This window comes from Odoribacter sp. AF15-53, assembly GCF_003479425.1.
GTDB lineage: Bacteria > Bacteroidota > Bacteroidia > Bacteroidales > Marinifilaceae > Butyricimonas.
Map to the genome: position 1 here is coordinate 92,197 of NZ_QUHC01000011.1, position 15,513 is coordinate 107,709.

General features: G+C 44.5%; 17 protein-coding genes. 8 read left to right on the forward strand and 9 right to left on the reverse strand.

Annotation, left to right across the window (positions count from 1 at the left end; all coding sequences use genetic code 11):
* The first annotated feature begins 31 nt into the window (after positions 1–31).
* From DWW52_RS17585 to DWW52_RS17620, 8 genes are all read left to right on the forward strand, one after another.
* A complete protein-coding gene (locus DWW52_RS17585) occupies positions 32–1,447 on the forward strand; it encodes a DNA mismatch repair protein MutS (RefSeq protein ID WP_233556971.1) in 1,416 nt (471 codons plus the stop codon).
* A 15-nt stretch (positions 1,448–1,462) separates the two neighbouring features.
* Positions 1,463–3,019 carry a lysine 5,6-aminomutase subunit alpha gene (locus DWW52_RS17590; RefSeq protein WP_118716821.1) on the forward strand — a complete coding sequence of 519 codons (1,557 nt, stop codon included), beginning with the start codon at positions 1,463–1,465 and terminating at the stop codon, positions 3,017–3,019.
* Between the two features lie 141 nt (positions 3,020–3,160).
* The gene (locus tag DWW52_RS17595; RefSeq protein ID WP_118716823.1) at positions 3,161–3,949 is read left to right on the forward strand and encodes an OAM dimerization domain-containing protein; all 789 of its coding nucleotides are present in this window, start codon (positions 3,161–3,163) and stop codon (positions 3,947–3,949) included.
* Positions 3,950–4,041: 92 nt separating this feature from the next.
* A complete protein-coding gene (locus DWW52_RS17600; protein ID WP_118716825.1) occupies positions 4,042–4,701 on the forward strand; it encodes a 3-oxoacid CoA-transferase subunit B in 660 nt (219 codons plus the stop codon).
* Positions 4,698–5,903 (forward strand): acetyl-CoA C-acetyltransferase, encoded by a 1,206-nt coding sequence (locus tag DWW52_RS17605; protein WP_087420718.1) that lies wholly within the window; start codon positions 4,698–4,700, stop codon positions 5,901–5,903. Before DWW52_RS17600 ends, DWW52_RS17605 begins: the two co-directional genes overlap by 4 nt.
* A 46-nt stretch (positions 5,904–5,949) precedes the next feature.
* Positions 5,950–7,089 (forward strand): acyl-CoA dehydrogenase, encoded by a 1,140-nt coding sequence (locus DWW52_RS17610; protein ID WP_118716827.1) that lies wholly within the window; start codon positions 5,950–5,952, stop codon positions 7,087–7,089.
* Between the two features lie 12 nt (positions 7,090–7,101).
* On the forward strand, positions 7,102–7,884 hold the full coding sequence (locus tag DWW52_RS17615) for an electron transfer flavoprotein subunit beta/FixA family protein (protein WP_087420716.1): 783 nt from the start codon (positions 7,102–7,104) through the stop codon (positions 7,882–7,884).
* Positions 7,885–7,948: 64 nt separating this feature from the next.
* Complete coding sequence (locus tag DWW52_RS17620; RefSeq protein WP_117722580.1) at positions 7,949–8,941, forward strand: electron transfer flavoprotein subunit alpha/FixB family protein; 993 nt, start codon at positions 7,949–7,951, stop codon at positions 8,939–8,941.
* 226 nt (positions 8,942–9,167) lie between these two features.
* On the opposite strand, the gene DWW52_RS21075 is transcribed toward DWW52_RS17620, so the two are convergent.
* The 9 genes from DWW52_RS21075 to DWW52_RS17655 all read right to left on the reverse strand — a co-directional run bounded on the left by DWW52_RS21075 (position 9,168) and on the right by DWW52_RS17655 (position 15,275).
* Positions 9,168–9,344, reverse strand: a complete 177-nt coding sequence (locus DWW52_RS21075) for a hypothetical protein (RefSeq protein WP_158582654.1) — start codon at positions 9,342–9,344, stop codon at positions 9,168–9,170.
* Positions 9,345–9,366: 22 nt separating this feature from the next.
* Positions 9,367–9,999 carry a hypothetical protein gene (locus DWW52_RS17625; RefSeq protein ID WP_118716829.1) on the reverse strand — a complete coding sequence of 211 codons (633 nt, stop codon included), beginning with the start codon at positions 9,997–9,999 and terminating at the stop codon, positions 9,367–9,369.
* A gap of 165 nt (positions 10,000–10,164) precedes the next feature.
* Positions 10,165–10,770, reverse strand: coding sequence for an N-acetylmuramoyl-L-alanine amidase (locus tag DWW52_RS17630; RefSeq protein ID WP_118716831.1), 606 nt, complete (start codon positions 10,768–10,770; stop codon positions 10,165–10,167).
* 48 nt (positions 10,771–10,818) lie between these two features.
* Positions 10,819–11,193 carry a 3TM-type holin gene (locus DWW52_RS17635; protein ID WP_118716899.1) on the reverse strand — a complete coding sequence of 125 codons (375 nt, stop codon included), beginning with the start codon at positions 11,191–11,193 and terminating at the stop codon, positions 10,819–10,821.
* A 7-nt stretch (positions 11,194–11,200) separates the two neighbouring features.
* Positions 11,201–11,824, reverse strand: coding sequence for a DUF6266 family protein (locus tag DWW52_RS17640; RefSeq protein WP_118716833.1), 624 nt, complete (start codon positions 11,822–11,824; stop codon positions 11,201–11,203).
* A 294-nt stretch (positions 11,825–12,118) separates the two neighbouring features.
* Positions 12,119–12,523, reverse strand: a complete 405-nt coding sequence (locus DWW52_RS17645; RefSeq protein ID WP_118716835.1) for a hypothetical protein — start codon at positions 12,521–12,523, stop codon at positions 12,119–12,121.
* A complete protein-coding gene (locus DWW52_RS20960) occupies positions 12,459–12,737 on the reverse strand; it encodes a YvcK family protein (RefSeq protein ID WP_148315397.1) in 279 nt (92 codons plus the stop codon). Before DWW52_RS20960 ends, DWW52_RS17645 begins: the two co-directional genes overlap by 65 nt.
* Positions 12,738–12,808: 71 nt before the next feature.
* Entirely contained in the window at positions 12,809–13,984 is a 1,176-nt protein-coding gene (locus DWW52_RS17650; protein WP_118716837.1) for a DegT/DnrJ/EryC1/StrS aminotransferase family protein, read from the reverse strand.
* 196 nt (positions 13,985–14,180) lie between these two features.
* The gene (locus DWW52_RS17655; RefSeq protein ID WP_118716839.1) at positions 14,181–15,275 is read right to left on the reverse strand and encodes a hypothetical protein; all 1,095 of its coding nucleotides are present in this window, start codon (positions 15,273–15,275) and stop codon (positions 14,181–14,183) included.
* Positions 15,276–15,513: the final 238 nt, after the last annotated feature.

Here is a 15,513-nt window from a genome sequence, read left to right on the forward strand (position 1 = left end):
TCTAAAATCATTAAATCTAAAATTAAAAAAGGTGTTTTTAAGAAGTGCCATAGAAGAAATTAACGGGTTCAGATTCATGATCGACAAACTGGAAATTCAATCCGGTCTGGCGAAACGAATCTTGAATACACTACCTTATTTGCATACCCCGGAAACGATTGCCCAGGAATTGGACAAAACCGAGGTCATGCGCAATATTCTACAAACCTCCGAACTAACAGACACCATTACCAAGATCAAAGTCAAACTGATGCAAGTGAAGGACATCCGGGGAACAGCAAACCGGGTGACGGAATCACAGATACTGGATGACATTGAACTATTTGAATTAAAAGCCTTTTCTTTGCTGGCCATGGAGATACGGGAATTACTCCTATCAGCAAATATCACGGTTGTTTCACTCCCGGACTTGGAACCGGTAGTAAACATTCTGGATCCCGAAAAGATGCGTATCCCTCATTTTTACGTGTACGATGCCTATTCCCCGGAACTGGCAGCCCTGCGGGCAAAAATGAAAACGCTTAAAATGGATGAAAAAACAGAAGAACGAGTACTGGACCAACTTCAATTCGAACACACGGAACTAGAAGACCGGATTCGGGAAAAGTTATCCGAACAGATTCATCCCTATAAAAAAGAAATTAACGAAGCCCTGGTAAACACGGCTACTTTAGATATCCTGTTGGCAAAAGCCCAACAGACCATTGATATGCAGTTGTGCAAACCGGAAATTTCCACTAGCACGACTCGCTATATAAAAATATTCAACCCACAAGTAAAAGAGGTACTTTGGCAAGAAGGTAAGAAATTCCAGGCAATTGACATTGACATCGAGCAAGGAGCCTGTTTGATTACCGGAGCCAACATGGCCGGGAAAAGTGTTATACTGAAAACAGTGGCACTGGCACAAACGCTATTCCAATTCGGCTTTTACGTTCCGGCAGAACAAGCCGAGATTGCCTTGGTTGACGAAGTTCTCCTTTGCATCGGGGACGAGCAATCCGAATTAAGCGGCCTATCCTCGTATGCCTCAGAAATGCTACGGGTAAATGCCATCGTTCAAGACGTGAAAGCAGGTAAAAATGCCTTGATCCTAATTGACGAGCTGGCAAGAACCACCAACCCCACGGAAGGAAAAGCGATCGTGAATGCCATGCTTGACTTCCTGACGGATAAAGGAGCCCGTTCCTTGATTACCAGCCATTACAGCGGGATCAAAGCCCGTTGCAAAAAGATGCGGGTAAAAGGATTTGTCAAAGAATACGTGAAAGGTCAATTGACCATCAACAATATAAACGAGTTTATTGATTACTCGCTAATCGAAGATACTCATGACTCCGTGCCGCAAGAAGCCATGCGCATCGCCCGCATTCTGGGCGTTGACGAAGAATTGTTGGACAAAGCAGAGGAGTTTTTAGATGACGAAGAGAAGAAGAACAGAAATTAATAACAGAACAAAGATATGCAGAACAGTAAACTAGGGCTTGATTTCACCAAAGTGGCACACGCGAAGGACGTGGCCCGGAAGATAGCCGACGATGTACAGAAATTCGTGGAACAATACTCTACCGTTGCCGTTGAGCGTACGCTATGCCGTTTACTCGGTATTGACGGGGTCGACGCTAACACCGTGCCCCTACCCAACGTGCTGGTAGACGAGATCAAAGACAAAGGCGTGTTAGGTGAAGGTATTCTATTCTTCCTCGGAAACGCTATCGTGGAGACCGGTATGAACCCGCAACAAATAGCAGAGAAAGTTGCAGTGGGAGAACTGGATATCACCACGTTACCCGTCCACCCGACAGATAAGATTAAAGCCGCATTGAAACCTCACGTTGACGCAAGTATCAAACGGATCAGTGATCGCCGTGCCAAGAAGGAAAACTACTTAAACACGATCGGGGAAGGTCCGAAACCTTACCTCTACGTAATCGTGGCAACCGGAAACATCTATGAAGACGTCGTACAGGCACAGGCTGCCGCACGTCAGGGAGCTGACATTATTGCCGTAATCCGTACAACAGGGCAGAGTTTGTTGGATTACGTACCTTATGGAGCTACCACAGAAGGATTCGGGGGAACATTCGCTACACAGGAAAACTTCCGCATCATGCGTAAGGCCTTGGATGAAGTAGGCGAAGAAGTAGGCCGTTACATCCGCTTATGTAACTATTGTTCCGGTCTGTGTATGCCGGAAATCGCGGCTATGGGAGCATTGGAAGGATTGGACGTGATGCTGAATGACGCTCTTTATGGTATCCTGTTCCGGGATATTAACATGCAACGTACACTGGTTGACCAGTTCATGTCAAGAGTAATCAACGGATTCGCCGGAGTAATCATCAACACCGGAGAAGATAACTATCTGACAACCGCTGATGCCGTGGAACAGGCACACACCGTGCTGGCATCCGACTTGATCAACGAGCAATTAGCCTTGATCGCCGGACTGAAAGAAGAACAAATGGGATTAGGACACGCTTTCGAAATGGACCCGTCTCTTGAAAACGGTTTCTTGTTGGAATTGTCTCAGGCTCAAATGACCCGTGAGATTTTCCCGAAAGCCACGTTAAAATATATGCCTCCGACCAAATTCATGACGGGAAATATTTTCCGCGGACATATTCAGGATGCACTTTTCAACATGATCGGAATCTGGACTTCACAAGGAATCCAATTATTGGGTATGCCAACGGAAGCGATCCACACGCCGTTCATGTCCGACCGTTACCTTTCTATCGAAAACGCCAAATATATCTTCGGTAACATGAAGAACATCGGCGACGAAGTAGAATTTAAAAAAGACGGTATCATCCAAAGTCGTGCCAAGGAAGTATTGAACAACGCTATCGCATTACTTGAAAACATTGAACGTGAAGGCCTTTTCACCGCTTTGGAAAAAGGAATCTTCGGTGACGTGAAACGTCCGAAGAATGGTGGTAAAGGACTTGACGGAGTTGCTGCCAAAGGCACCAACTACTACAACCCGTTTATCGAGTTAATGCTGAAAGGCAATTGAAAATTGAGAATTAAAAATTGAAAATGAAAGGGGCTGCCTTATCATTTTCAATTTCAGATTTTCAAGAGAGTGAATAAAAATAAAATTTAAACCGATGCGATTGATGATTTTCAATTTTGCATTTTCAATTTTCAATTCATTATGAGTGGAGGATTATATTCTACTGAAAAAAATGATTTCGACCAGACGCTGGATCTGAAAAAAATAAAACCCTACGGGGACACGATGAACGACGGGAAAACTCAGTTGAGTTTCACGTTACCCGTGCCTGCCGGGGATGAAGCTATCGAAGCCGCAAAACAATTGTTGAAAAAAATGGGCTTCGAAAACCCGCAAGTGGTATTCCACAAAGAATTGACCAAGGGCTACACCTTCTTCAACTGTTACGGTAGTTGCACGCACACCGTGGACTTCACGAGCATCCATGTTCCGAAAGTAGAAGGAACGAAATGGGATATGCACGAAACGGACGAGTTTATCCGTGAAAACATCGGGCGTCCTTTGATTGTTGTAGGAGCAAGTACAGGAACCGACGCTCACACCGTGGGAATCGACGCCATCATGAACATGAAAGGCTTTGCCGGACACTACGGACTGGAACGTTACGAAATGATCGAGGCTCACAACTTGGGAAGTCAGGTTCCTAATGAAGAGTTTATCGCAAAAGCTATCGAGCTGAAAGCCGACGCTCTTCTGGTATCCCAGACCGTTACCCAGAAAGATGTTCACATCAAGAACCTGATCGAACTCGTGGAAATGCTGGAAGCTGAAGGTTTGCGGGATAAAGTAATCCTGGCTTGCGGAGGTCCTCGTATCTCTCACGAGTTGGCAAAAGAGCTAGGTTACGATGCAGGATTTGGCATGAACACCTACGCGGATGACGTGGCGTCATTTGTTGCACAAGAATTTGTTAGAAGAAAAAATAAATAGCATTTTAAATTTTAGATTTTAAATTTTAAATTACAGGACTCATCGGTAATCAATTTACAATCTAAAATTTACAATTTAAAATTGAAAACGGTATGGATAAAGATCAAGTAAGAGAAGTTATCGCAAAACGGGTAGCTCTCGAATTAAAAGACGGCGACGTGGTAAACTTGGGTATCGGACTGCCAACAATGGTTCCGAACTACTTGCCCAAAAACGTACACGTGATCCTACAATCCGAAAACGGATTATTAGGTATGGGTCCGAAACCGGAAGAAGGTAAAGAAAATCCGGAATTGACGGATGCCGGTGGTGGCTACATCTCGGCGATCGAAGGCGCCTGCAGCTTTGACAGCGCAACCTCTTTCGGACTTATCCGCGGCGGACACGTGGATGTCACCATTCTCGGTGCTTTACAGGTAGACGAGAAAGGAAACTTGGCAAACTGGATCATCCCCGGTAAAAAAGCCCCGGGTATGGGTGGAGCCATGGACCTTCTGGTAGGTGCTAAAAAAGTGATCCTTGCCATGGAACACACGGCAAAAGGGAATCACAAGATTTTGAAAGAATGTACGCTACCGTTAACCGCCGCCGGGGAAGTTGACATGATTATCACCGAAATGGGTGTTATGAACATCACCCCTGCCGGAATCGAACTGGTAGAATTAAACCCTGAATTTACTTTAGATGACATCAAAGCAGCTACAGGCTGTGAATTAATAATTTCCAAAAACTTAAAAGCAATGCCTCAATGACAAAAACCTATATCGTAGCAGCAAAAAGAACAGCGATCGGCAAATTTTTAGGAACAACTCTTTCAATGACAGCAGCAGACTTGGGAGCCGCCGTAATAAAAAACATTATCGCGGAGACCGGAGTCAATCCCGCCAATATTGATGAGGTGATAGTCGGCAACGTGCTATCCGCCGGACAGGGTCAAGGTGTAGCCCGTCAGGCATCCATCAAAGGAGGGATCCCACAAGAAGTTCCGGCTTACGGAATCAACATGATATGCGGGAGCGGTATGAAAGCCGTGCTCAATGGTGTAACCGCTATCAAATCGGGACTGGCGAACCTGATCATTGCAGGAGGAACCGAATCCATGTCCAATGCGGGCTATATCCTCCCGGCGCGTGTACGTGACGGGCACAAGATGGGCGACGTGACAGTAGTGGACCACATGGTGTATGATGGCCTGACGGATGCCTTCGAAGGATACCACATGGGCATAACGGCTGAAAACATCGCGGAGAAATACGCGATCAGCCGGGAAGAACAGGATGAATTTGCTATCGAATCGCAACAACGTGCTATTGCGGCTATCGATAACGGTAAATTCAAGTCAGAGATCGTGCCTATAGAGTACAAGGTGAAGAAAGAGACTCACGTGTTCGACACGGATGAATTCCCGAACCGGACGACCTCCCTGGAGAAATTATCGACCTTACGTCCCGCTTTCAAAAAAGAGGGTTCCGTCACGGCCGGTAACGCTTCGGGCATCAACGACGGGGCATCATTCGTACTGATCGCATCGGAAGAGGCCGTTAAACAATACAACTTAACTCCTCTATGCGAGATCATTGGTGTCGGACAAGGCGGTGTGGATCCGGCCATCATGGGTATGGGTCCCGTGCCTGCCATTGCCAACGCACTCAAGAACGCCGGAATCAAACTATCCGATATCGACGTGATCGAGCTAAACGAGGCTTTCGCAGCACAATCACTGGGAGTCATTCACGAACTCATGGCACAACACGGCGTTACGAGAGAATGGATAAATGAACGTACGAACATCAACGGTGGCGCAATTGCACTGGGACATCCCATCGGGGCATCAGGAAACCGCATCGTTGTATCATTAGTACATGAAATGATAAACAATGAAGCAAAATTAGGTCTTGCATCCCTCTGTATCGGAGGGGGCATGGGGACGGCCTTAATTCTGAAGAAATGTTGATTTAGAATTAAAAACTAGCTTCGATCAATTAAAACATTTAATAATAATGGATTTCAGTCTATCAAAACAAGACCAACTCTTCTTACAAATGATAAGAGAGTTTGCAGAGAAAGAGGTAAAACCTCTGGCGGCGGAAGTGGACGAATCAGAAAGATTCCCAATGGAAACCGTTCAAAAAATGGCAAAACTTGGTATTATGGGTATCCCATTCCCGGTTGAATTCGGTGGTGCCGGTGGTAACAACATCCTTTACACGATGGCGGTAGAGGAGTTATCCCGTGTATGCGCCACGACCGGAGTAATCGTGTCGGCACACACCTCTTTGTGCTGTGCACCGATCATGGAACACGGTACGCCCGAACAAAAAGCCAAGTATCTTCCCAAGTTGACTTCCGGTGAATGGATCGGAGCATTCGGTCTGACAGAACCGAACGCCGGAACCGACGCATCCGCACAACAGACTTTCGCGGTAAAAGAGGGAGATCATTACGTGCTGAACGGATCTAAAATCTTCATCACCAATGCTGGCTATGCACACGTGTATATCATCATGGCGATGACCGATAAATCCAAAGGAACCAAAGGGATTTCCGCCTTTATCGTGGAAAAAGACTTCCCGGGATTCTCCATCGGTAAAAAAGAGAAGAAAATGGGTATCCGCGGTTCGGCTACTTGCGAGCTGATCATGGAAAACTGTATCGTTCCGGCCGAGAACTTACTCGGACAAGAAGGTAAAGGTTTTGGTATTGCCATGAAAACACTTGACGGCGGACGTATCGGTATCGCTTCTCAAGCATTGGGTATCGCTCAAGGAGCTATGGACGAAACCGTGAAATACGTGAAAGAACGTAAACAATTCGGTAAATCCCTTGGCCAATTCCAGAACACTCAATTCCAATTGGCAGACCTGCAAACCAAGGTGGAAGCTGCCCGTTTGTTAATAAGACAAGCTGCTTACAAAAAAGACCAGAAAGTGCCTTATTCCACAGATGCAGCTATGGCGAAACTATTCGCGGCAGAAACGGCCATGGAAGTAACCACGAAAGCCGTACAATTCCACGGAGGATACGGATATACCCGTGAATATCCTGTTGAAAGAATGATGAGAGATGCCAAGATTACTGAAATCTACGAGGGTACGTCAGAAGTTCAGAGAATGGTGATTGCAGCAAATTTATTAAAGTAAAAGACAGTTGACATGAAGATCGTTGTTTGTATTAAACAAGTTCCGGATACCACGGAAATCAAACTGGACCCCGTTACAGGAACCCTTATCAGAGACGGTGTACCCAGTATTATGAATCCCGATGACAAGGGAGGACTTGAATTTGCCCTTCAATTAAAAGATCAATATGGAGCACACGTAACCGTGATCACCATGGGACCTCCTCAGGCAGAAGCTATTTTGAGAGAGGCATACGCCATGGGAGTGGATCGTGCCATCCTGTTAAGCGACCGCAAATTCGGTGGAGCCGATACGTTGGCCACTTCTAATACAATTGCCGCAGCCTTGAGATCTCTGGAATTCGACTTAGTGATCACCGGACGTCAGGCTATCGACGGGGATACCGCTCAGGTTGGTCCGCAGATCGCCGAACACTTGGATTTACCGCAAGTAACCTACGTGGAAAGCTTAACTTTCGACGGGAACAAGACTTTCACGGTGAAGAAATCCATGGAAGACGGTTACCAGATGGTACAGGTTGACACACCTTGCGTGTTCACGGCATTAGCTTCCGGAGTGAAACCCCGTTACATGTCTGTAAGAGGAATCGTTGAGGCTTACAATCACCCCATCGAAACCTGGACCTACAACGACATCACCGTGGATGACCAGAAGATCGGATTGAACGGATCACCGACCCGCGTATTCAAATCATTCACCAAGGGAGTAAAAGCTGCCGGACAAATCTACGAAGTAGACCCTGCAGAAGCTGTAGACATTATTATCAGCAAATTGAAAGAAAAATTTATTATCTAATGAAAGAGGATAGATTTAGAGTATTTCAATCTAAAATCTAAAATCATTAAATCTAAAATTAGAAATGGATAAGGCACAATATAAAAACGTTTACGTCTTCGTTGAACAAAGAGAAGGCGTTATCCAAAACGTGGGTCTGGAATTGTTAGGTAAAGCCAGAGAATTAGCTGATGCTTTAAATGAGAAAGTATATGCCATGTTATTGGGACATGACCTGACGACGCAGGCTCAGGAATGTATTGCTTACGGAGCTGACACCGTGTTACGTGTGGATGCACCGGAATTGGCAACCTACGTTACCGAACCTTACGCGCAGGCTATTTACCAAATCATCCGTGACAACAAACCGAGCATCGTGTTGATCGGGGCAACTACCATCGGTCGTGACCTCGGTCCTCGTTTGTCTGCCCGTGTAGAAACCGGATTGACAGCCGACTGTACCGGATTGGAAATTTCCGAGGATCGGGATCTTCTGATGACCCGTCCTGCATTCGGTGGTAACTTGATGGCAACCATCATTTGCAAGGAACACCGTCCGCAAATGTCAACCGTTCGTCCGGGTGTAATGCGCATGGGCCAACGTGACGAGAACCGGAAAGGAACTATCGAAGATGTAAAAATAAACTTCGACAAATCTAAATTCCGTGTACGGGTTCTTGAGACGGTTAAACAAACCAAGAACTTGGTTGATATTACCGAAGCTCACGTATTGATCTCCGGAGGTCGTGGAGTTGGTAACGCTGAAGGATTCGATATGTTGCGTGCTATGGCAAACACCATCGGCGCTGAAGTATCTGCATCTCGTGCCATGGTTGATGCCGGAGTATTAGGCCACGAACGTCAGGTTGGGCAAACCGGTAAAACCGTACGTCCCGACTTGTATTTCGCCATGGGTATCTCCGGAGCCATCCAGCACTTGGCCGGTATGGAAGAATCCGAATACATCATCGCGATCAACAAAGACAAATTTGCCCCGATCTTCAACGTGGCAGACTTGGGTATCGTCGGCGATGTCCGCAAGATCGTTCCGCTTTTAACTGAAAAGTTGAAAAGATAAGATAAAAAGAGACTGAATCAAATCAGTCTCTTTTTTTTACCAAACCTTCATTAAGAAATCACGAATTCCCAGAAAAAGTTTTCATCATACTGAAAACTCACCTATCCTCTCTAACACAAGTTGGGTAAACACCTAATAATCATCATTCCCCCTGTGCAAGGGGTAGTTGAAGGGGATCGTCCCCCCATTATAACCCAAAAGGGGCAGCCGAAGCCACCCCTTTTTCTCATTTCTCGAAACGTTTCCGTTTCCATCGCTCTTTAAACCAAGCCACCACCACCGAACTTATCACCCCTCCTACAATACTTAACATCCCGGCGATAAAATGATCCGCCACTTGTGAAAGGAAAGCATTAAAGCCCAGCGTGAAAAATATTCCGGTAAAAAAATAAATGCTAGCCATAAATCTGTTTTTTAATCGTTAATCACTCTATCGTCAGGAAACGACTATCCGAAGCCGCACTTCCATTCTTCAACGTTGCGAAACAGTACGCTTTCACGTTCGCATGATCCCAATCTTCAGGAAGATTAAAAATCGTACTTCCACTTTCGCCCCGACTTCTTAACGTCACGATCTTCGCCCTACTCAACACGGTTTCGAACAACACACCATACACTTTATCATCCGTGAAAGCGTATCCATCCTCCTCTTCTTCGATCTCCTGCTTAAAAGAATACATTTTATTCTCCGGCTCATACGTCACGGTCACTTTGGCCGGATAAAGCATTCCGGAAGCTACTTTCATCTGATCAAACATAATCGTTGCCACATGTTTCTCATCCACCTCTACCGCAACTTGATTTAACTTCACGAAAGCATTGGAAGTTGTTCCACGCCCGCTCCCCACGAATCCTTTCCGAATCACGGGCAGTAATCGTCGGGATAATTGAACCAACGCCTTCATCCTTGCCCGTTGACCAAGTATTTCCGGTGTCGGGTTATCCTTTCTTGCAAAAATCTTCGCTTTCGCGATATTTTGCTTGTTCACGTAACACATGGTCACGTTACCAACGGACCTGGTTACCTTACCTAATAAATAAGAATTAAATTTTGCCATAACTAAACAAATTAATGATTAATAATTGAAAATGAACTTTACATCCCTCGTATGGGCCCTACACGACAAATGCAACTCACTTCATCATAAAATAAATGCGAGTTCGCCTGCAAAAGAAACAACCTGTAACTTGCAAACCTGTAACCTGCAACTCGCCGCAGGCGCTCAATAATATTTCATCCAATCACACAATTGTAACGCCGGTCCCGGATCCACCTTTCTTGATGTCACGTCCGAATGTCCCACGATATCCCGGATCTGGTAACACCCCGTCAACAAATCACACACCTCTTCCAACACTCGCATCTGCACATCGGTGTAACGATGCCAGTAGGTTGATTCGTTCCCCGAATCTTCCGTGTATACTTCCCTCACGGGAACTTTCCGGCCACACTCTGCCACGAATTGCCCACCCTCCAAACGCAATTGCCCCAAGTTATCCAGTTCAATCCCGATAGAATAGTGATTCAACTCGTTCCTTCCCTCGTAACAACTCTTCCCGGCATGCCACGCCTCGATGTTAAACGGTACTAATTGAATCACCTCCCCCTTTCGACCAATCACCAAATGTGCCGAAGCCTCCACGTCCGAGCGAGCCAAGAATTTTGCTGAAGACAGGGCATCCCGACCGGCCGTGTAATGTAAAATAATCATGTCCGGTCCTGCTACCCCTCGTCTATTCTTCGGACACTCCAGTTGAACAACTCCCTCCCCGACCAACCTGTGCTTTACTATTAAAAATGGAGAATTAGAAATTGAAAATGAATCCATAACACAAAAATTTAAAGTTTAAAATTTAGAGTTCTAAGTGACGATCTTTTAGTTTTTACCTTTTATCTTAAAAATGGCTTTTGCCATTTTTTCACCGCTTCTCCCCACCACGTATCCACCCAACCCGATCTCCAACAAATCCCAGAACCGGGAGGTATCAGCGAGTATCGGCAAACTGGTAAACGTCCCGATCAGGATAATAACCGCAAACACCAACATCACCAAAGGTCGCCACGAACGCTGTAACCAATTCCCTTTTACCTCATCCCGCACCACGCTTGCCCGAGCTCGTGTTAATTCTCGCTCCCATTCTTGAATTAATTTCAACAATCCGGCTTCCAACTCTTTTCTCTCCCGTGCTGGGAGTGTCAATTGACCAACTAACTCGCTGACCGAATCAACAATTCCACTTATCGGTTTCATCTCCCGTTCACAATTTAACGTATTGTGAATTCGAAAACCGTTTTCCATCCGAGGAAACAAAGAAACAATACAAATGCAGTTTCACCCCTTTTTTACACGTCAACGGGAAGATTGCTTTCTCTGCTTCCCGCACCACCTCCAATCCTTCCAGCAACTCCGGGCTAAACGAACGATTCGAACGAAGCACCACAACATTCAAACGATCCTCCTCCTCGTGAGGGTATAGCCCCGCACCATTCTCCCAACACAACGTGACCATCCCTTGATCATCCCTTGTCCCCATCAGGTTATACGCCTGTTGTCTTTTCCCGGCAGCAAAATGCAACTGCGAAAAATCACCGATCTTCCCGTTTGCCCGAAATGCTTTCAGATTCTTCTTCATGAAAAGCACGTAACCACTACTACAAATCCCGTCAGCAGAAAGATCCAAAATTCTCTTCAAAGGAGTATCCTTTATCTTCTGGTAAAAACGCACGGTAACCCGGAACCGGGATCTCACCTCCTGCTGTTTCGGCGTGTTGGAATCATTCTTCACGGGTACAGTCCTCATGTAAGACTTCCCGTTCAATTTACAAAAAACGACATTCCCGACTCGTCCTCTTATTCCAAGAACATTACTAAATGAAGCCATAACTCATCTTTTTTAATTAATACTACTTTCATGCTCTCAACCTTTGTTGATTTCTGAATGCAATATTACAACACCCTGAAAACCTTATTATTATACGTAACAGTTACATCAAATAAAATATTTTACAACACGCTGATTACCAACAGCAAAAAAATCACATATTCTACCTCAAAGACATTAAAAAAGGGTGGCAAAAGTCCAAAATACTTTTTACCACCCTCAAACTCTCTTCATCTCTTTGTAATCACAGAATCATAAAATCGGCAATCACAGACTCATTTCATCTTTTAGTTTTCATTTGTCCATTCCATCCCTCACCTGTTCTATCAATCTCTCCAATTGCTTCAACAGCACGACACTTTTTCCCCGATCCAAAACCGTTTTCTTCAACTGCCTGAAATTCTTGATTCGTATTCCCAACACTTGCTCTGCAATCGCCACGAGTTCATGAAACTCCAGCAAAATTCCTCTAGGAGAATAAAACTCCTTGAGAGCCTCGAATGCAATCAATAATTCCACCACCTTCGTCTGCACGTCTTTCGTCTGCCAGTACAGCAAAGGTTCCCTTTTCTCTCCTCCAACCCGGAACCTTTCCGGATTGCACGCCCTCTCCCGAAAAAGCCGCCACTCATCTTCAACCACTTGCTGTCCCCTCTCGATAAAACATAACCGGCACAACCCGTTTTTCCCCCGACCCATCACCGACTCGACACGTTTCCCGCAAAGCCTGTAATCGGTTTTTCGTGTAATTTAATGTGCGACATGTGGATAAATAATCCTCCCCCATATCGCACACTTCTGCTACTGCCTCGGAAAACTTTCCGGACTCTTCTTCCAATTCCGCTCTCATGTTACCAGCCAATGATTCCCCCGCCAATAATGCGAAGAACCTTGTTTCAATCAATTCTTTCATCATTTCAAAATTTTATATTATAAAAAAAGCCCCGGGATTTCCCGAGGCATATCATCAATCCAATTTAAAATCTAAAATTTAAAATCAGCAAGTTGTTTCACAACTTGCACAACTCTTTCAACATCTTGATTAGTCAATGTCGGCCCCGACGGCAAACACAATCCGATCTCGAACAAACGTTCGCTCGTACCGTTTCCGTAAAATGGTGCGTTCTTAAACACCGGCTGCAAATGCATCGGTTTCCATAAAGGTCGACTCTCTATATTATCCGCATCCAAGGCCAATCGCACATCCTCTCTCGTGAATCCGGCCACTTCCGGCTCCACCGTGATACACGTCAACCAGTAATTCGAGTTAAAATCACCTCCCGCCGGCTGGCACATCACCTTCACTCCCTTCACCCCATCCAACAACCGTACATACAAATCATGAATCTCCCGTCTCCTCGCCACGTGTTCCTCCAACACGAACATCTGTCCCCGTCCGATTCCTGCACATATATTACTCATCCGGTAATTATAACCGATCTTCTCGTGTTGGTAATGTGGCGCCTGTTCCCTCGCTTGCGTGGCGTAAAATAACGCTCTTTTCGCCCGCTCTTCACAAGGACAAACCAAAGCCCCACCACCCGATGTCGTGATCATCTTGTTCCCATTAAAAGAGAGTGCCGCAAATTCCCCGAAAGTTCCACACTTCCGTCCCTTGTATTCCGAACCCAACGCCTCCGCCGAATCCTCCAACACCGGAATCCCATAACGATTCGCCACCTCCATGATCTCATCCATACGCCCCGGCATCCCGTACAAGTGTACCGGGATAATCGCCTTCGGCAATCTTCCGGTCTTCTCTAACCGATCTTTAATGGCCATCTCCAACAACTCCGGATCCATGTTCCAAGTATCCCCCTCACTATCCACAAAAACAGGAGTTGCACCCTGATAAGCAATCGGATTCGCCGAAGCCGAAAACGTGAAACTCTGACAAATCACCTCATCTCCCTCTCCAACACCTAAAAGTATCAACCCCAAATGCAACGCCGCCGTCCCCGCACTCAACGCCACCACCCGCTTGTCTTTATTTTCAACTTTCAATTCTCCATTTCCAATCAAAAAGTCCTGCAAGGACTTTTCAAAAGCGTTCACATTCGGCCCTAACGGTACCACCCAATTGGTATCAAATGCTTCTTGTATAAACTCCTGCTCCCGACCACTCATGTGAGCTAAGGAGAGCCAAATTCGATCTTTCATAAATTCTAAATGTATTTCGGTTTTGTATAAGACTACACGAAAGAATATACAATTCTTATTTTAACAGTTCATTCATTGTTCTATACATTGCTGGCTGATTGCATACATTCAAGTTTTTGGATTCTGTAGCAAATATCACGATCATAACATATTGTTACAAAACGTCAAAATTAAACGCATCACCTAAATAATGTTATTAAAGAATAATTGTATTACAACAACCGTATCGAAGACGCCATAAATTTTGGTCAGATGCATCTTTAAATTGCTCTTTTTTATCTTTAAAACTCATTTGAAAATTACCATGACGAATAAATCCTAAAAGTTTTAATCGCTTTTCCGTATTTTTATCACTAGTCACAGTCGCAATATGAAATGTATCCGGCGAAAATGTAGACATCGCCATCAAAATAATATCAGCCTCGCTGAGTAAATCCGCATCAGTAGTAGCCCATTCTACAATAGTACCTCGAATAATATTTTGGTATCGCCCAGCTCGCTCTTCAAAACGTTCCTTTGTCATAAAAAAACCTTGCGGTTCCCCTTCTTTATCATAAACCGCATAAAATGATTGTTTATCACGCATATGCCCCATCAAATTATAATCAAGATTCCATTGCAACCATGATCTATCGTGTAATTCCATATATTTATGACCATCGTTTGTTGCCATCCGACCTGCCCACTCTGGAATAATTGTTTCTTTTTTCGTGTTGAATTTCTTCTTTAATTTATTAAGTCTAGAACGATTCATAAAATCAATGCTCTTAATTGGTAGATTGGCTATAGCAGAACACAATTCTAATAATACGCCTTTCATTCCCATTGATTTTAATATTGCGCGCAAATTGCAGAACTTTACAAATTGAGGAATCTCAAAGATGTAATTATTCAATTTTCTGAATATAGGCAATGCCATTGTTGAATAAAGCGAACCTATATATACGTCATATTCAGCATTGGTCATACAATTCATAATAAGCTCAACACCAAGGCCTTTACGTCTATATTCATTATGTACCTCAATTGCACCTCCAGTCTGTACCATGATAATCTCATCCCCGACTTTTATTCGAGTCCCTAACATCATCATTCTTCCCACAGCGATACCATCATATAATTTGAGGTACATAGCCGTTTTTGAATCATCATTGTTATTGGGACAAGCCAAAAGTGTTTGTCGTACCGATTCTGTCATAAAAGCGGCAATGCCATAGCGGTCATCTTTTATGACATATGATCTATCACGAAGTTCCTTGTAGGTTATTTTTTGCGATATTATCTCTGACATAATTTTAATCTGATGTTTACAACCCCAAAGCGGATTTCCCACATTTACTTATACAAGTATATTCCAGTTTTCTTATATCAACTCAATATTAGAGGGAGTTGTCACCAAATAGATTTCTCCATGAATCTTTTCAAACAATCACAAAGCGTCTTTTGAATACTTGTTTCTATTAAAGGTGGGAAGATCATCTTATCAATAGTAAAATTTCAACAGACTATTCCAAATTGAAAAACATTGT